This window comes from Streptomyces kunmingensis (assembly GCF_039533535.1).
Taxonomy (GTDB): Bacteria; Actinomycetota; Actinomycetes; order Streptomycetales; family Streptomycetaceae; genus Streptomyces; species Streptomyces kunmingensis.
Map to the genome: position 1 here is coordinate 51,341 of NZ_BAAATS010000040.1, position 17,238 is coordinate 68,578.

The window sequence follows — 17,238 nt, forward strand, 5'->3', positions numbered from 1 at the left end:
GGTGCCCCCGCCGAGGGGGGCACCGTCGCACCGGATCACTTGCTCCGGAACACCGCCACCGTACGGGCGGGCACCTCGAAGGTCCCCGAACCGGCCGCGTACGAAGCCGACTTGACGACGCTGTCCGAGCCGCCGGACTGCGTCGGATGCAGCCGGTATCCGGACCCGGCGAGCGCCGCGACCGTCTGGCTCTGCCGCTGCGGCGTCGCGTTCAGGACGATCACGAGGTCGCCGAGGCGCATCGTGATGACGCCCGGCGTCTCGTCCTTGCCGGAGAGCGGGAAGGAGAGCTCTTTCTGGACCTGACCCGCCGTGTCCAGACGGAAGGCCGGCTCGGCCGTACGGATCCTCAGCAGGTCCTGGTACGCGGCGGACGTGCCGTTGATGGACGCACAGCCCGGCACCGGAACCGACGTCAACAGGGGCTTGGCGTACGGCCACTTCGGCTGATTGTCGGCGGCCGGGGGCAGCCCGCGCCCGAACCCGTTGCCCGCCCGGCAGTCCCAGTGGATGGCGTTGAACCAGTCACCGCTGTCGAACGAGTTCCGGTCCAGGGACTTGGACCGCAGCAGGTCGGTGCCCGCCTGCGACAGGGCCGGGCCCTGCGACAGTGCGGCCGTGGCCATCGCGAGGACCTGCATGCGCGAGCGGTCCGCCGCACTCGTCGTCGCGGGCAGTTTGTACGTCAGCGTGTCGTACAGGGACTCGTTGTCGTGCGCGTCCGCATAGGCCAGGGCGTCGCCGGGGGCGGCCGCGTATCCGGCGGGCGCGCCGTTGTAGTCGACGTCGGAGCCCTTCACCTTCTTCCCGTCGCTGTCGGTGAACTCGTAGGCCGCGAGGTTGCCCGACAGGCCGACCTTGATGAGGTCCTGGTAGTGCAGCAGGCGGGCCTTCTGCTCGGCCGGTGTGCCGTTCGCCGTCGAGGAGTTGGGGTCGGTGTAGAGGCCGGAGGCGAAGCCCTGCACGCCCGGGTCCTCGTCGAAGGGGCCCCCGCCGCGCACGGCGTCACGTGCCCGGTCGGAGAAGGTGGCGATGCCGGTGCCCGCCATGTTCTTCTGCGTGGCCTGCTCGAAGCGGGCGTCGTCGGCGATCTCGCCGAAGTTCCAGCCCTCGCCGTACAGGATGACGCTCTTGCCGTCGACGCCGTCCTTCTTGAGGGTGAGCGCGTCGAGGGCCCCCCGGACCGCGAGGATGTTGGCCTTGGGGTGGTGGCCCATCAGGTCGAAGCGGAAGCCGTCGACCTTGTACTCCTTGGCCCAGGTGACGATCGAGTCGACGACGAGCTTGCCCATCATGGTGTTCTCGGTCGCGGTGTTCGCGCAGCACGTGGAGTTCGCGACGGAACCGTCCTCCATGAGCCGCTGGTAGTAGCCCGGCACGATCCGGTCGAGCACGGACGTCTTCTCCTGGCCCGCGGCCGCCGTGTGGTTGTACACGACGTCCATGACGACGCGCAGCCCGTCCTCGTTGAGCGACTTGACCATCTGCCGGAACTCGACGGTGCGCCGGGTGCCGTCCGGGTCGGTGGCGTACGAACCCTCCGGAACCGTGTAGTGGTACGGGTCGTAGCCCCAGTTGTACGCGTCCTTGGCGGCGGTCTTGCCCACGCACTCCTGCTGCCGGTCGCTGTCGGGGGCGTAGGACGTCAGGTCGCAGTCGGGCGTGGCCTGGTCGGACTTCTTCTCGGGGATGGTGGCGATGTCGAAGGCGGGCAGCAGGTGCACGTACGAGGTGCCGGAGCCGGCGAGTTCGCGCAGGTGCTTCGAGCCGTCGCTGTTCTTGTCGGTGAAGGCGAGATAGGTGCCCCGGTCCTTCGCGGGGGTCGTGCTGTCCGCCACCGAGAAGTCGCGGATGTGCAGCTCCTGGATCTGCGCGTCCTTCATGGCGACGGCCTTCGGCTTCGCCAGGCCCGACCAGCCCTTCGGGGCGAGGGCCTTGTCGTCCAGGTCGACGACGAGGCTGCGCTCCGAGTTCGCGGTGAGGGCGACCGAGTACGGGTCGGTGACCTTGTTCGTGACGAGCTTCTGGACGCTCGGCGCCCAGACGCTCACGGCGTAGCGGTACTGCTCGCCGCGCCAGGCCGCCGCGGAGCCGGTGACCGACCACACGCCGCTCGTGGCGTCGCGGCGCATCGCCCGCTCCTTGCCGCCCAGTTCGAGGCGGACGTCCCGCGCGGTCGGCGCCCATACGGAGAGCGTGACCTTGCCGCCCTTGAAGACCGGGCCGAGGGAGGCCTTCGCGGCGCCGGACGCGTACACGTCGTCCAGGACGCCCGGGACCTGGACCCCCGTGGCCGCGAGCAGGGCGCCGTTGGCCGCGCGCTGGGTCGCTATCAGCTGGCCGCGCAGTGCGTCGCGCACCCGGTCACGGTCGCGCGGGTCGACGGTGAACGCCGGATAGTCCTTCAGGTGCGGGTACTTGGCCTTCTGCGCGTCCGTCAGCGCACCGGGAGTCAGTCGCAGCCAGTGGCCCTCACTGCTCAGGGCGCCGTCCTGGACGGTGATGCCGCCCTCGGGCGCGTAGACGAGCTGCTGGCTGGTGGCTGCGGTGGGCGCCACCTTCCAGACGACAGTGTCGGCGTCGATCCACTGTGCCTGCGCCTTGGACAGGTCGAGGTCGCCGCCCGAGCCGACGGACGGGAGGAGGTAGCCGCTCTCTCCCGAGTTCAGCCACACCTCCTTGCCGTACGTGGCGAAGTCGAGGACGCGGTCGCTGGCGATGTCCTTTTCGTCGCCCTTGTGCAGGATGTAGTTCAGGGTGGTCGCGCCGTCGGCGAGGGGCACCTCGAAGATCAGTCCGTAGGCGTCCTTGCCGGTGGGCTCGAGCGGCTTCGACCAGTCGGTGGGGGTGGCGGCACCGGTCCAGGTGTGCAGGCCCCAGCCGTCGTAGGCGCCGTCGGCGCGGTGGACGTGGACGACGGCCTTCTTCTCGTCCTGCGGCGGATAGACCCCGTCGGGCCTGGCTGCCGTCTGCTCGTCCTTGCCCTGTTCGACCCAGACCTCGCCGGTCTTCGCCAGGTCGACGGTGCGCTGCGGTCCGTCGGCGGCGCCGCCCTTCTCGACGGTGTACGCCAGGGAGCCGGCGCCGTCCGGAACCTTCACCCAGGCGAAGGCGCCATAGGCGTCCCGACCGGTGAACTCGGCGGTCTGGGAGCCGGACTTGAGGGTCCAGCCGTCGTAGTCGCCGCCCTTGCGCTTGTAGTGGACGACGGCGTGGTCACGGTCGACGGCGGTCGGCTTCTCGGGCGCGGGCGGCTGCCCCGCCGTCGAGCCGGCGAGGGCGCTGGCGGTACGTCCGGCACGGTCCACCACAACTGCCTTGTACCGCAACGGCGTTCCGGCATCCACCGTGTCCGGCAGGTTCTGCGTGATCCGGTACGGGGCGTGGTCGACGGAGCCGAGGGTGCGCCACGCGCCGTTCCCGACCTGAGCGGCGAAGACCACGCGGGCCGAGGCCGTCGTAGCGGGGTCGGCGGAGAGCGTGACCGTACCGGTGGCGCCGGCTTCCGGGGCCGTCAGCGACAGCGTGGGCTTCGCGCTCGGCGCCGGGAGCTTGCCGGAGGCCCGCAGGACGAGCGACGACAGGGCCGGGACGGTGACCTCGATGTGCCCGCCGGACGCCTTGACCGTGCCCGAACCCCCGTACAGGGCACGGTACTTCGCGGACTCGACGGGCAGCTCGACCGTCTTCGCCACGGTCGCGTTGTTGACCGCCACGACGTAGTCGCGGTTCGCGCCGGTGCGCGAGAAGGCGTACACCGAGTCCTTCGCGTACAGCTCCCGCTGCGCGCCGTCGGCGAGCGCCGGGTTGTCCTTGCGGAGCTCGGAGAGCTTGGCGATCGCCTTGAACAGCGGGTGCTTGGTGTCGTACGCGTCGTCGGCGTGGGTGCGGGCGGTGCCGATCTCGTCGTCGTCGAGGTAGTCGGCGACCTTCGAGCCGAACATCGTCTGCCGGGAGTCCTTGTCGCCGCCGGGGCCGGTGAAGCCCTGCTCGTCGCCGTAGTAGACGACGGGGTTGCCGCGCGACAGGAACATCACTTCGTTGGCGAGCTTGTCGCGTTGCAGCAGCTCGGCGTCGGACGCGGCCGGATTGTCGGCTTTCAGAAAGCTGCCGATGCGGCCCATGTCGTGGTTGCCGAGGAACGTGACCTGCTCGTACGCGTTGGCCTTGTCCGTGGCGTACTTGTAGTCGTCGGCGAAGACCTTGGCCAGCTTGTCGGCCGACGCGCCCTGCGAGGCATAGGCGCGGGCCGCGTCCTGGAACGGGAAGTCGAGCGTCGCGTCGAGCCGGCCGCGCGTCACGTACGGGGAGGTGACGTCCGTGTCGGCGGAGTACACCTCGCCGAACATGAAGAAGTCGTCACGGCCCTGCTTGGCGGCATATGTGTCGAGCGCGGTCGCCCACTGGGCCCAGAAATCCAGGTCGACATGTTTGACGGTGTCGATGCGGAAGCCGTCGATGTCGAAGTCTCGCACCCACGTCTTGTAGATGTCCTCCATGCCCTTGACGACCTCGGGCCGCTCGGTCCACAGGTCGTCGAGCCCGGAGAAGTCGCCGTACGTGGTCGACTCGCCCTCCCAGGTCGAGTCGCCGCGGTTGTGGTACATGGCCGGGTCGTTGAGCCAGGACGGGACCATCTCGCCCGTGTTCTTCGGCGTGTACGGGAAGGAGTCCGCGTCGACCTTCGCCGTCACGCCCTTGCTGTCGTCGAAGGGGCGGCCCTCGGTGTCGAGGTACGGGTAGGCGCCCTTGGGACGGTAGTTGTACGTCTTCTCCGTGTAGTCGACCGTGTCGGCGGTGTGGTTCGTGATGACGTCGAAGAAGACCTTCATGCCCTTGCGGTGGGCCTTGGAGATGAGGGTCTTCAGGTCGGCGTTGGTGCCGAAGTGCGGGTCGACCTGCGTGAAATCGGTGATCCAATAGCCGTGGTAGCCGGCCGAGGCGTTCTCCCCGGTGCCCTGTACCGGCTTGTTCTTGAAGATCGGCGCCAGCCATATCGCGGTGGTGCCGAGGTCCTCGATGTAGTCGAGCCGCTCGGTGAGGCCCTTGAGGTCGCCGCCCTGGTAGAAGCCCTTGTCGCCGGGGTCGTAGCCGGTCGCGAGGCGGGAGCCGGTCAGGCCGCCCTTGTCGTTGGCGGTGTCACCGTTCGCGAAGCGGTCGGGAAGGACGAAGTAGTACTGCTCGCGCGTCAGGTCGTGGCGGGCGGGCTCCGCGGCCAGCTTCGCGTCGGACGGCGGCGCGGGAGGGGTGGCGGCGCGGGCCGCGAGCGGCTGGGCCAGGGTCAGCAGGAGCGCGGCCGCCGCGGTGTACGCGGCGGCCCGTCTGTGCGGGACGGAGCGGGTGCGGCTCGAAAGGGTGCGGCTCAAGGCGGAACTCCTCGCGGAAACAGGGCTCTTGAAGTGCGTGAATCCGGGGCGCGACAGAAGGGCCTTGGCGAACACGGCCTGGAGCGGCACCGGTCCGCCGCGTGACCGTATCGCTTGCAGGAACTTTGCTGCAAGAGTTCTGCAATCAACAGCAAGAACTTTCAACCAAGTTATTGACGCGGCCTTGGAAGCTCCCTCACTCTCACGGTGCGCCACCCGTCTCCCCCTTCGTCGCAGACGGGTCGGAAACCCCACATACAGGAGCCGCACATGCGCCCGTCCCCCACCCGAGCACTCAGGAGAAAGCACCGCACCGCCGTCGCCGTCGCCGTCGGAGCCCTGGCGCTCGGCGGCGTCGTCGCCCTGCCCGCCCAGAGCGCGTCCGCCGCCGACACGGGCGTCAAGAACGGCGACGTGATCGCCAACCTGTGGTCGTGGAACTGGAAATCGGTCGCCAAGGAGTGCACCGACGTCCTGGACCCGGCCGGCTACGGCGCCGTACAGGTCGCGCCGCCCGAGGAGTCCCTCAAGCAGGCGAACTACTTCTGGTGGGACGTCTACCAGCCGTACTCGTACAAGCTGGACAGCCGGTTCGGCAGTGCGGGCGACTTCAAGAGCATGATCGACACCTGCCACTCGGCGGGTATCGAGGTCTACACGGACGCCGTCATCAACCACACGGCCGCGCAGACCGGCACCGGCTACGCGGGCACCACGATCGGCAACAAGTACGACACCCCGGACTACGACCCGGCCGACAGCGACGACTGCACGAAGACCATCTCCAACTGGTCCGATCAGTACGAGGTGCAGCACTGCGAGCTGCTCGGCCTGCCCGACCTCGACACATCCGAGTCGGGGGTCCGCGCGAAGATCGTGGGCTTCCTGAACAAGCAGATCGACCTCGGTGTGGACGGCTTCCGCGTGGACGCGGCCAAGCACATCGAGACGGGCGACATGAACGCCATCAAGGGAGCGCTGCACACCACGACGGCGGGCGACGCCCCGTACCTCACGCAGGAGGTCTACCCGGGCAATCCGCCCGCGCTGGGCGACTACTACAACAACGGCGACGTCCTCGACTTCACGTACGCGGCCGCCATGAAGTCCCAGTTCGGCGGCGGTGACATCGCGAACCTGGCGTCGTTCGGCAGCAGTTGGGGGCTGGCGAACGAGGCGAACTCCAACACGTTCGTCACCAACCACGACACCGAGCGCAACGGTTACACGCTCAGCTACAAGGACGGCGCGACGGCGGTCCTCGCCAACGTCTTCCAGCTGGCGCGCGGGTACGGCCGCCCGTCGGTGTACGCGGCCTGGAACTTCGGCCAGAGCGACGAGGCGCCGCCCAACAACGGCGGCTTCGTCACCGACACGAACTGCTCCTCCGGCTGGTCCTGCCTGGACCGGGACACCGCCGTCTCCGGAATGATCGCCTGGCACAACGCGGTCGCGAACGCCTCCGTCGCCAACTGGCAGTCCCCGGCCTCGAACGTCATCGGCTTCGCCCGCGGCACCGGCGGCTTCGTCGCCCTCAACAACAGCTCGTCCGCTCACACCCACACGTACACGACCGGTCTCAAGGACGGCACGTACAAGAACGTGATCAACGGCGGCGCCACCTCCGTCACCGTCTCCGGCGGCAAGGCCGCGCTCACCGTCCCGGCGAAGGGCGCGGTCGCGTTCTACGACGGCTCGTACATCTGCACCGTCAACTGCGGTGGTGGCGACGGAGGTTCGGACGGCGGTTCCACCGTCACCGCCTCCTTCAACGAGTACGCGCCGACGACCTCCGGCAGCGATGTCTACGTCGTCGGCTCGACCTCGGCGCTCGGCTCCTGGAACACGGCGAACGCGGTGAAGCTCTCCTCCGCCGGCTACCCCGTCTGGAAGAAGGACATCGCCGTACCCGCCGCGTCCTCGATCGAGTACAAGTACCTGAAGAAGGACGCCTCCGGGACCGTCACCTGGGAGTCGAACGCCAACCGGAAGCTGACCACCGGCACGTCGTCGGCCGCGGTGAACAACACGTGGAACGTGGCGGACGCCGACGCCACCGACGTCCGGTTCACGGCGAACGCCACGACCACCCAGGGCACGAACGTGTACGTCGTCGGTTCGCTCCCCTCGCTCGGCTCCTGGAACCCGGCCGACGCGATACCGCTGTCGTCTGCCGCGTACCCCTCCTGGGGCAGGACGGTCATCGTCCCCAAGAGCACGGCCTTCACGTACAAGTACCTGAAGAAGGACGCCTCCGGGACCGTGACCTGGGAGTCGGGCGCCAACCGCTCCTACACGACGGGATCGGGCGCCGGATACACGGTGAGCGACACCTGGAAGTGACACACGTATGAGGAAGGGGGCCGGTGTGCACCGGCCCCCTTCTTCAGGTCTCAGCGGGTCAGACCGTCTCCCACCACACCGTCGTGTCGGCGGGCAGCTCGACGGAGCCGTCCTCGACCGTCACCGGGCCGGAGGAGAGCAGCACCCGGCCGGGCGCGGTGACGGAGACGGGGCCGCCGGTCGTGTTGACCGTGCACGCGAACCCGGGCCGCTCGAAGAAGAGCACGCCGTCGGGGACGTCGTCGTGCCACGTCACGTCGGCGCCGGCGCCGAGGCCCGGCTGGGCGCGGCGCAGGGCGAAGGCCGAGCGGTAGAGCTCCAGGGTGGAGTCCGGGTCGCCGGTCTGCGCCTCGACGCTGAGGGCGCCCCAGCTCTCCGGCTGCGGCAGCCAGCTGCCGCCGTCACCGAAGCCGTACGACGGGCCCTCCACGGTCCACGGGATCGGTACCCGGCAGCCGTCGCGGAACCCGTCCTGGCCCTGGGCGCGGAAGAACGACGGGTCCTGGCGCACCTCGTCGGGCAGGTCGGTGACGTCGGGCAGGCCGAGCTCCTCGCCCTGGTAGACGTACGCGGATCCGGGCAGCGCCAGCATGAGCAGCGTGGCGGCGCGGGCGCGGCGCAGGCCGAGTTCCCGGTTGCCCGCGGTGCGGATCTGGGTGCCGCCGGGCGGGTTGGCGTAGCGGGTGGCGTGCCGGGTCACGTCGTGGTTGGAGAGCACCCAGGTGGCCGGGGCGCCGACCGGGCGCATCGCGTCGAGGGAGCTGTCGATGATGGCGCGCAGCTCGGTCGCGTCCCAAGGGGCGCCCAGGTACTGGAAGTTGAAGGCCTGGTGCAGTTCGTCGGGGCGCACGTAGTTGGCGGTGCGCTCGACGGTCGGGGTCCAGGCCTCGGCGACGAAGACCTTGTCGCCGTCGTACTCGTCGAGGATCGTGCGCCAGGAGCGGTAGATCGCGTGGACGCCGTCCTGGTCGAAGAACGGCATGACGTCGTTGCCGAGCAGCTTCAGCTGGTCGTGCGCGCCGAGGTCGGGCAGGCCCTCGGCCTTGACGAGACCGTGGGCGACGTCGATACGGAAGCCGTCGACGCCCATGTCCAGCCAGAACCGCAGGATGGAGCGGAACTCGTCGGCGACGGCCGGGTGCTCCCAGTTGAAGTCGGGCTGCTCCGGCGCGAAGAGGTGGAGGTACCACTCGCCGTCCGGCAGCCGCGTCCAGGCGGGGCCGCCGAAGATGGACTCCCAGTCGTTGGGCGGGAGTTCACCGTTCGCGCCCTTGCCGGGGCGGAAGTGGTAGCGGTCGCGCGAGGGCGAGCCGGGGCCCTCGGCGACGGCCCGCTTGAACCACTCGTGCTGGTCGGAGGAGTGGTTGGGCACGAGGTCGACGATGACGCGCAGGTCGAGCCCGTGCGCGTCGCGGATCACGGCGTCGGCGTCCAGGAGCGTGCCGTACATGGGGTCGACGGCCCGGTAGTCGGCGACGTCGTAGCCGCCGTCGGCCTGCGGGGAGGCGTAGAAGGGTGACAGCCACACGGCGTCGACGCCGAGGTCGCGCAGGTAGGGCAGGTGACGGCGGACGCCTTCGAGGTCGCCGGTGCCGTCGCCGTCGCTGTCGGCGAAGCTGCGCGGGTAGACCTGGTAAATGACCGCGTCGCGCCACCAGTCGGTGGTCTCGCGGGTCGTGGTGGCGAACGCCGGGGACTCGTCGGTGGAGTGCTGAGTCATGGTGTCCTTGCTGCGTAAAGGAGCCGGCTACTGGTCGGTGTGCGTAGGGGTCTTCTTGGGCCTCAGCCCTTGGTCCCGCCTGCGGTGAGGCCGGTGACCAGGTGCTTCTGGACAAGGTAGAAGAAGGCGGTGACGGGGATGGCGATCAACACCGCGGTGGCGGCCATGAGGTTCCACTGCGCGTCATGCTCGCTGATGAAGCTCTGCAGGCCGACCGCGAAGGTGTACTTCGAGTCGTCGAGCAGGAACGTGGAGGCGAACGCGACCTCGGCGAACGCGGTGATGAAGGCGTAGAACGCGGCGACCGCGATACCGGGCTTGGCCAGCGGCAGGATCAGCCGCCAGAACGTGCCGAACGGCGAGAGTCCGTCGATGCGGCCCGCCTCGTCGATGTCGACCGGCACGGTGTCGAAGTAGCCCTTCATCAACCAGGTGCAATACGGCACGATCGTCGTGCAGTTGACCAGGATGAGGCCGAGGTAGCTGTCGATGAGGCCGAGTTCGGAGAAGATCTCGTACATCGGCACGATCAGGACAGCGATGGGGAACGCCTGTGTGAGCAGCAGCACCCACATCAGCGGCCGGTAGCCGGGGAAGCGCATCCGGGAGACGGCGTACCCGGTCGTGGCGGCGAACAGCACGCCGACGAGGGTGGTACCGAGGGCGACGACCAGCGTCGACTTCATCCAGTCGAAGAAGCCGGTGTGCTGGAGCACGTACGCGTAGTTGTCGAGCGTGGCCTTGCCGGCGATGCCGCCGGGGTGCAGGTAGTCGTCCTTGTCGGGTCCCGCCGACAGGTAGACGAGCCACACGATGGGGAACAGGGCGATCAGGCTGGCGACGGCGAGGACACCGTGCGACAGGGCGGTCGCCAGTGGGCCGCGCTCGCCGCGCCGGCGCACCCGGCGCACCTTCGTCGGGGCGGTCTGCGGCGTGGAGCGCTGCGCGGGGACCTTCGAGGCAGCGGCGGTCGTGGTGCTCATGGTGGTGGCTCCTGCGGCGTCAGACGGCGAGCTGCTCATTGCGCCTCAACCAGCGGTAGTAGAAGGACGTGAAGACGGTGAGGATCGACAGGAGCAGCACGCCGTACGCGGCGGACTGCGCGAAGTCGCGCGGCTGCTGCCCGAAGCCCAGGCGATAGGCCCAGGTCACGAGGATCTGTGCGTCGGGCGCCGTGTTGCCGAACAGCAGGAAGATGATCGCGAACTGGTTGAACGTCCAGATCACGCCGAGCAGGACCACCGTCGAGCTGACCGAGCGCAGACCGGGCAGGGTGATGTGGCGGAACCGCTGCCAGGCGCTCGCGCCGTCCATCTCCGCGGCCTCGTACAGGGAGGCGTCGATGGACTGCAGGCCGCCGAGCAGCGAGATCATCATGAACGGCACGCCGCACCAGGTGTTGACGAGGACCGCCGCGGCCTTCTGGAAGAAGGGGTCCTCCAGCCAGGCGGGCTGGGGCAGATGGAGCGAGCCGAGCGTCGAGTTGATGATCCCGGAGTCGGCGAGCATGATCCGCCACGCGAAGACGGTGACGAACGTGGGCACCGCCCACGGCAGGATCAGCATCAGCCGGTAGAAGGTGCGTCCGCGCATCTTCTGGTTGAGCAGCAGGGCGAGGCCGAGCCCGATGCCGTAGTGCAGGGCGACACAGAGCGCCGTCCAGACGACGGTCCAGATGAAATGTGACCAGAAACGGTCGTAGGAGGCCGGGCCCCACAGGATGTCGGCGTAGTTGTCGAGGCCGATGAACTTGTAGGTGGCGTCGATGTGGTTGACGCCGATGGTGCGCGCCGAGTTGAGGCTGTTGGCGTCGGTGAGCGTCAGATAGAAGCCCCGCACCAGCGGGTAGCCGACGAGAACGCCGAGGACCACGACGACCGGGGCGATCATCACGTACGCGTACCAGTACTTGCGGTACGAGTCCTTCAGGCGCCGGATCGGTCCTGGGCGCGGCTCACGGCTCGTGGTGGCCGGTCGGTCGACGGCGATGGTCATGGCGGGGCACCTTCTGATCAGGTCGACGCCGGCCCGCGCCCTCCCCTCCGGGGCGCGGACCGGTCGAACTACGAAGCCGAACTACTGGGCTGAGCCCGTTACTTGCTGAAGTCGGGCACGAGCTTGGTGAACGCGGTCTCCACGTTGCCCAGGCCCTTGTCGAGGGGCTCCTTGCCGGTGGCGACCTTCGGCAGTTCCTGATCCATCGGCGTCCACAGCGAGCTGTACTCGGGCAGCTCGGGGCGCGGCTGGGCGGCGGGCAGCACCTTCTGGTAGCCGGCGATGCCCGGGTCGGCAGTGACCTTGTCGGTGTAGGCGTCCGCGCGCGTGGGCAGCGTCGAGTTCTTCAGGGCGATCTGCTCCTGCGTCTTCGCCGACGTCATCCACTTGACGAACTTCAGCGACGCCTCCTGGTGCGCCTTGTCGGAGCCCGCGTAGACGGAGAGGTTGTGGCCGCCGGTCGGGGCGCCCGCCTTGCCGGCCGAGCCGGCCGGGACGGTGGCGATGCCGAGGTTCGCCTTGTCCTTGAACGCGGAGCCCTTGTAGAAGTTCGTGATCTCCCACGGGCCCTGGATGATCGAGGCGACCTTGCCGTTGACGAACGCGTCCTGGATGTGGGCGTACGCGTCGGCGGTGGCGTCGGCCTTGTGCAGACCCTTGCCGTCGAACAGGCCCTGCCAGGCGGTCATGCCCTTCTTGGCCTCGGCGGAGGCGATGGTGATCTTCTTGCCGGCGGCGTCGACGGTGTCGGCGCCCTCGCCGAACAGGAACGGCTGGGCGTAGTAGCCGGCCGTGGAGCCCCAGTAGCCGTCGGCGCCGGTCTTGTCCTTGACCTCGGCGGCGGCCGACTTCAGCTCGGCCCAGGTGGTGGGCGCCTTCGTGACGCCCGCCTTCTTGAAGAGCTCCTTGTTGTAGACGAGGGCGAGGGTGTCGGTGACCAGCGGGACACCGTAGGTCTTGCCGTCGAACTGGGCCTGCTTGATCAGGCTCGCCTGGAACTTGTCCTGCTCCGAGAGGGCGTCGGTGCCGTCCAGCGGCAGCAGGTAGCTCTTCTTCGCGAACGCGGGGGTCCAGCCGACCTCGGCGCGCAGCACGTCCGGGGCGCCACTGGCGCCGGCCGCGGTGTCGAACTTGTTCTGCGCCTGGTCGAAGGGCACGTTGACGTACTTGACCTTGATGTCGGGGTTGGCCTTCTCGAAGTCCTTGACCAAGGCCTTGTACGTGGGCGCCTCGTTGGTGGCGTTCGACGTGTCCCACCACGTGATGGTGGTCGGGCCGGACGCCTTGCCGCCGTCGTCGTCGCTTCCGCCACACGCCGTCGCCGAGAGAGCGAGGGACGCCACCACCGCGGTGGCCGCTATGCCACGCCGCATGAGATCTCCTAGAGGGTGAATGCCCGTGAGTGGGCGAGGAGAGGTCCCGTCCGCTCCTCTGGCCTACTTGCCGACCGCGCCGTCGCCGCCGCCGGGCGACGTGAACGTAACAGTGCGGCAAGCCCGGCGAAAGACCTTGCAGCAAAAAATTGCAGCCACTGTGGCGAGTTATCGCTTCGTGACCCACAAGAGACGGACAAAAGTGGGGTGTTATGCCCTATAGTTGACCACTTCATCGCCTTGCAAGGCTCTGCAAGCTCTTGCCACGAGGTCGCAGCGCGGGGATCATCGGGACTCTTGCCATCAGGCTTGCCAGCAGGATGTCCCCCCAAGGAGTGCGATGACGCAGCTGCCCGCACAGGCTGCCCGGCGACCGGCCCAGTCCCCACCCGTGACCGCGCGCCTGGCCGACATCGCGGCACAGGCGGGCGTCAGCGAGGCGACGGTCAGCCGGGTCCTCAACGGCAAGCCGGGCGTCGCGTCGGCCACCCGCCAGTCGGTGCTCGCCGCCCTCGACGTCCTCGGCTACGAGCGGCCCGTGCGGCTGCGCCGGCGCAGCGAGGGACTGGTCGGACTGATCACCCCCGAGCTGGAGAACCCGATCTTCCCGGCGCTCGCCCAGACCATCGGGCAGGCGCTGACCCGCCAGGGCTACACACCGGTCCTGGCCACCCAGACCCCCGGTGGCTCCACCGAGGACGAGCTGACCGAGATGCTCGTCGACCGGGGCGTCACCGGCATCATCTACGTGTCCGGGCTGCACGCCGACACCACCGCCGACCCCCAGCGCTACGAGCAGCTGCGCGCGCAGGGCGTGCCGTTCGTGCTCGTCGACGGGTTCTCGCCGAAGGTGCAGGCGCCCTTCATCTCACCGGACGACCGGGCCGCGATGCAGCTGGCCGTCACGCACCTCGCGTCGCTGGGCCACGACCGGATCGGGCTCGCGCTCGGGCCGAAGCGGTTCGTGCCGGTGCAGCGGAAGATCGAGGGTTTCGTGCGCTCGATGCAGGAGCGTTTCGGCCTCTCCCCTGACGAGACCGAGCGCGACCTCGTCCAGCACTCCCTCTACACCTTGGAGGGCGGCCAGGCCGCCGCGTCCGATCTGATGGACCGCGGCTGTACGGCCGTCGTCTGCGCCAGCGACATGATGGCGCTCGGCGCGATCCGGGCGGCCCGGCAGCGCGGCCTCGAGGTGCCCGACGACATCTCGGTGGTCGGATTCGACGACTCGCCGCTGATCGCGTTCACCGATCCGCCGCTGACCACGGTGCGCAAGCCCGTGCAGGCCATGGGCCAGGCGGCGGTCCGCGCGGTCCTGGAGGAGATCGGCGGCACGCCCGCGCCGCACACGGAGTTCGTGTTCATGCCCGAGCTGGTGGTGCGCGGCTCCACGGCGTCGGGCCCCGGAGTCACGGGCAGACGCTGAAAGCCCCCTGTCCTTCGCACACTTGCTGAACGCCGCCGACCCCCGGTCCGTATGCTGCGGTGAGTCCGGCCGCGGCCGGAGCGACGGGGGACCGGACGCGCGCTGCGTCGCGGCCTGGGCGGGCCGGGCCGTGCTCGCGTTCGACGCGGGCCGGGCCGGTGACGCCGTCGCCGACCTGGACTCGGCTCTCGCCCTGAGCGACGACGCCGAGCTGCGCGCCAACCGGGCGCTGGCGCTGCAGTCCCTGGGCGAGCACCGGCGGGCCGTCGCCGACCTGGACCGCGCCCTCGCGGTGCTCGACGGTGACGCGGACCCGGAGCTGCTGTATCTGCGGGGCGTCAGCCGCTTCGGCCTGGCCGACGATGTCGGGGGCGCCGCGGACTGGCGGGCGTACTGCGCGGCGTACGGTCCGGGCGACACCACGCCGCACGCCGAGGCGATCCGGGCCCGCGCCGGGGCCGCGCCGCGGGAGGGGGCGGCGTGATCCCGGCCGCTGCCACCCGGCGCCCGACGCCGGTACCGGTGGCCGGGCCCGTGGAGCCGGCCGGGACGGACCTCGTGCGGTCCGTCCCGCGCCGACCCGGCACCTGGCTCACGTACGGCGCGGAGACTGGGCCATTGGTACTGTCGGCCATGATCGACCGCGTCACGAAGGAGCACGTACGCCCATGGCCGTGGACCAGCTCGACACCCGCATCCTGCGCCTGCTCCTGGAACAGCCCCGGACCAGCGTCCGCGAGTACGCCCGCATCCTCGCTGTCGCCCGCGGCACGCTCCAGGCACGCCTCGACCGGCTCGAACGGGACGGAGTGATCACGGGAGTGGCGCCGTCCCTCTCCCCCGCGGCGCTCGGCCACCCGGTGCTCGCCTTCGTCCACATCGAGGTGACACAGGGGCATCTGAGCGAGGTCGGGGACGCCCTCGCCCAGGTGCCGGAGATCATCGAGGCGCACTCCATCACCGGCGGCGGCGATCTGCTGGCCCGGGCCGCCGCGCGCGACGCCGGGCATCTGGAGGACGTGGTCCAGCAGCTCAACCGGCTGCCCGGGGTGGTCCGCACCCGCACCGAGGTCGCGCTGCGCGAGCGGGTCCCGCACCGGCTGCTGCCGCTGGTCGAGGCGATCGGCCGGGCGGCGGCCGCGGATCGCGGGTGACCGGGGACGGGCCCGGGACCACCTGTCCGGCATGCTGAACGGCATGAACACCCCGCACCACGAGACCCCGGCGTCCCCTTACCGCTTCGGCTCCACGGCGGTCGTCTTCGACCTCGACGGCACCCTCGTCGACAGCGAGCCCAACTACTTCAAGGCGTCGCTCGGCACCCTGGCCCGCTACGGCGTCACCGACTTCACCTGGGCCGACCACGAGACGTACGTCGGCATCTCCACGCTGGAGACCATCGGGATGTGGCGGCGCACGTACGGCATCGAGGACCCCGACCACGTGCTCCTCGACGATCTGAACGCCCGCTATCTGGAGTTGGCCCGCGCCGACACGCACGTCTTCCCGCAGATGCGGCTGTTCGTGGAGCGGCTGCACGAGGCGGGCACGCCGATGATCGTGGCGTCGGGCTCGTCGCCGGAGGCCATCGAGGCGATCCTGAGCGGCACCGGCCTCGGGACGCTGCTGACGCGCTACGTGTCGGCGGACGAGGTCGAGCACGGCAAGCCCGCCCCGGACGTGTTCCTGGAGGCGGCTCGCCGCCTCGGCGTGCGGGCGGCGCACTGTGTGGTCCTGGAGGACGCGGCGCCCGGCGCCGCGGCGGCGCACGCGGCGGGCATGCGGTGCATCGCGCTGCCGTACGTCGCGGCGCAGGCCGGCGATCCGGCGTTCACCACGGCGGATCTGCTGTTCAGGGGCGGTCAGGAGGAGTTCACGGCGCGCGCCGCGTGGGAGTGGCTCGAGCGGTCGGCTCTGTCCTGATCCCACGATCGGGGTGTTTGCCGCAAAGGAACACGGCCCTCCGGCTTTGCCCGGCACCTGCGACGGGTACCCGAACGATCATGCGGATCAGTGTGGTGGATGTCGGGTCGAACACGGTGCGTCTCGCGGTCGCGGACGCGCGCAACGGAGCACCGCTGCCGGTGCACACGGCCAAACGAAGAGTGCGGCTCTCGGAGGAGGTCGGCGGTGACCGAAGACTCGGGCCGCGGGCCGTGGAGCGGATCGCCGAGGCGGTCGCCGACGCGTACGAGGAGGCCGAACGGTGGGGCAGCGACGAACCGTTCGCCTTCGCCACGGCGATCGTGCGGGACGCGCCCAACCGGGACGAGGTACTGCGCGCCGTGGAGGACCGCACGGGCACGCGGCTGCGGGTACTGCCCGGTGAGGTGGAGGCCGAGCTGACGTTCCTCGCCGCGCGGCGCTGGATGGGCTGGCGGGCGGGCCCGCTCGGCGTCCTGGACATCGGCGGCGGCACACTCGAAGTCGCTTTCGGGCGGGGCCGGTTGCCGGACTTCGCGATCTCGCTGCCGCTGGGCGCCCGTCGTCTGACGCGTGAGCACCTGCCCGGTGCGGACGCGCCCACGGAAGCGGAGCTGAAGGAGCTGCGCCGCCATGTACGGCACCAGTTGCGGGATGTCGCGGCGCGGGTTCGCTGGGAGGGGCCGGTCACGATGACCGCCACCTCTCGTACGTTCACGCAGCTGGCGCGGCTGTGCGGGGCGCCGGCCGGCCGGCACGGCCCGTTCGTCGACCGGGCGCTCACCCGCAAGGCGCTGCGTACCGCCGTCGGGGAGCTGGCGTCGCTGCCCGCGGCGCGCCGGGCCGAGCTGCCCGGTATCTCGGCGCCGCGCGCGACCCAGTCCCTGGCCGGCGCGCTCGTCGGCCATACGGCGATGAAGCTGATGGACATCCGCGAACTGACCATCTGCCCGTGGGCGATCCGCGAGGGCATCCTGCTGCGGCGCATAGAGGGCGACATGGAGTGGTGGTCCGGCGAGCCCGTTCCTGCCCGGCAACAGCCCGCGGCGGCGGCGAAGCTGAGGCTGGCGGCGCAGGTCTGAGGTCCGGGCC

The 17,238-nt window shown here is 69.9% G+C and carries 11 protein-coding genes; 6 read left to right on the forward strand and 5 right to left on the reverse strand.

Annotation, left to right across the window (positions count from 1 at the left end):
• Window positions 1-35: 35 nt before the first annotated feature.
• Window positions 36-5,366: a pullulanase-type alpha-1,6-glucosidase gene (gene pulA / locus ABD366_RS37335; RefSeq protein WP_411293691.1), complete on the reverse strand. Its 5,331-nt coding sequence runs from the start codon at window positions 5,364-5,366 to the stop codon at window positions 36-38.
• Between the two features lie 270 nt (window positions 5,367-5,636).
• On the opposite strand from pulA, the gene ABD366_RS37340 reads away from it, so the two are divergent.
• Window positions 5,637-7,709, forward strand: a complete 2,073-nt coding sequence (locus tag ABD366_RS37340; RefSeq protein WP_324768676.1) for a carbohydrate-binding module family 20 domain-containing protein — start codon at window positions 5,637-5,639, stop codon at window positions 7,707-7,709.
• 58 nt (window positions 7,710-7,767) lie between these two features.
• On the opposite strand, the gene ABD366_RS37345 is transcribed toward ABD366_RS37340, so the two are convergent.
• The 4 genes from ABD366_RS37345 to ABD366_RS37360 form a co-directional block, all read right to left on the reverse strand.
• Window positions 7,768-9,429, reverse strand: a complete 1,662-nt coding sequence (locus tag ABD366_RS37345) for a glycoside hydrolase family 13 protein (protein WP_324768675.1) — start codon at window positions 9,427-9,429, stop codon at window positions 7,768-7,770.
• Window positions 9,430-9,491: 62 nt separating this feature from the next.
• Window positions 9,492-10,412 carry a sugar ABC transporter permease gene (locus ABD366_RS37350; protein WP_324768674.1) on the reverse strand — a complete coding sequence of 307 codons (921 nt, stop codon included), beginning with the start codon at window positions 10,410-10,412 and terminating at the stop codon, window positions 9,492-9,494.
• A 19-nt stretch (window positions 10,413-10,431) separates the two neighbouring features.
• Window positions 10,432-11,424, reverse strand: a complete 993-nt coding sequence (locus ABD366_RS37355; protein ID WP_324768673.1) for a carbohydrate ABC transporter permease — start codon at window positions 11,422-11,424, stop codon at window positions 10,432-10,434.
• A 98-nt stretch (window positions 11,425-11,522) separates the two neighbouring features.
• Window positions 11,523-12,797, reverse strand: a complete 1,275-nt coding sequence (locus ABD366_RS37360; protein ID WP_324768672.1) for an extracellular solute-binding protein — start codon at window positions 12,795-12,797, stop codon at window positions 11,523-11,525.
• Between the two features lie 391 nt (window positions 12,798-13,188).
• Between ABD366_RS37360 and ABD366_RS37365 the strand changes: the two genes are divergently transcribed.
• The 5 genes from ABD366_RS37365 (at window position 13,189) to ABD366_RS37385 (ending at window position 17,228) form a co-directional block, all read left to right on the forward strand.
• On the forward strand, window positions 13,189-14,223 hold the full coding sequence (locus ABD366_RS37365) for a LacI family DNA-binding transcriptional regulator (protein WP_324768689.1): 1,035 nt from the start codon (window positions 13,189-13,191) through the stop codon (window positions 14,221-14,223).
• A gap of 130 nt (window positions 14,224-14,353) precedes the next feature.
• Entirely contained in the window at window positions 14,354-14,707 is a 354-nt protein-coding gene (locus ABD366_RS37370; protein WP_324768671.1) for a hypothetical protein, read from the forward strand.
• Between the two features lie 184 nt (window positions 14,708-14,891).
• A complete protein-coding gene (locus ABD366_RS37375) occupies window positions 14,892-15,377 on the forward strand; it encodes an Lrp/AsnC family transcriptional regulator (RefSeq protein ID WP_324768669.1) in 486 nt (161 codons plus the stop codon).
• Between the two features lie 43 nt (window positions 15,378-15,420).
• Window positions 15,421-16,146, forward strand: a complete 726-nt coding sequence (locus ABD366_RS37380) for an HAD family hydrolase (RefSeq protein ID WP_324768668.1) — start codon at window positions 15,421-15,423, stop codon at window positions 16,144-16,146.
• A gap of 80 nt (window positions 16,147-16,226) precedes the next feature.
• Window positions 16,227-17,228, forward strand: a complete 1,002-nt coding sequence (locus ABD366_RS37385; RefSeq protein ID WP_324768667.1) for a Ppx/GppA family phosphatase — start codon at window positions 16,227-16,229, stop codon at window positions 17,226-17,228.
• Window positions 17,229-17,238 lie beyond the last annotated feature (10 nt).

Excerpts from the sequence above, each read along its gene's own strand:
- ABD366_RS37340 (WP_324768676.1), top strand. The coding sequence starts at position 5,637 with ATGCGCCCGTCCCCCACCCGAGCACTCAGGAGAAAGCACCGCACCGCC.
- ABD366_RS37345 (WP_324768675.1), bottom strand. The coding sequence starts at position 9,429 with ATGACTCAGCACTCCACCGACGAGTCCCCGGCGTTCGCCACCACGACC.
- ABD366_RS37350 (WP_324768674.1), bottom strand. The coding sequence starts at position 10,412 with ATGAGCACCACGACCGCCGCTGCCTCGAAGGTCCCCGCGCAGCGCTCC.
- ABD366_RS37355 (WP_324768673.1), bottom strand. The coding sequence starts at position 11,424 with ATGACCATCGCCGTCGACCGACCGGCCACCACGAGCCGTGAGCCGCGC.
- ABD366_RS37360 (WP_324768672.1), bottom strand. The coding sequence starts at position 12,797 with ATGCGGCGTGGCATAGCGGCCACCGCGGTGGTGGCGTCCCTCGCTCTC.
- ABD366_RS37375 (WP_324768669.1), top strand. The coding sequence starts at position 14,892 with ATGGCCGTGGACCAGCTCGACACCCGCATCCTGCGCCTGCTCCTGGAA.
- ABD366_RS37380 (WP_324768668.1), top strand. The coding sequence starts at position 15,421 with ATGAACACCCCGCACCACGAGACCCCGGCGTCCCCTTACCGCTTCGGC.
- ABD366_RS37385 (WP_324768667.1), top strand. The coding sequence starts at position 16,227 with ATGCGGATCAGTGTGGTGGATGTCGGGTCGAACACGGTGCGTCTCGCG.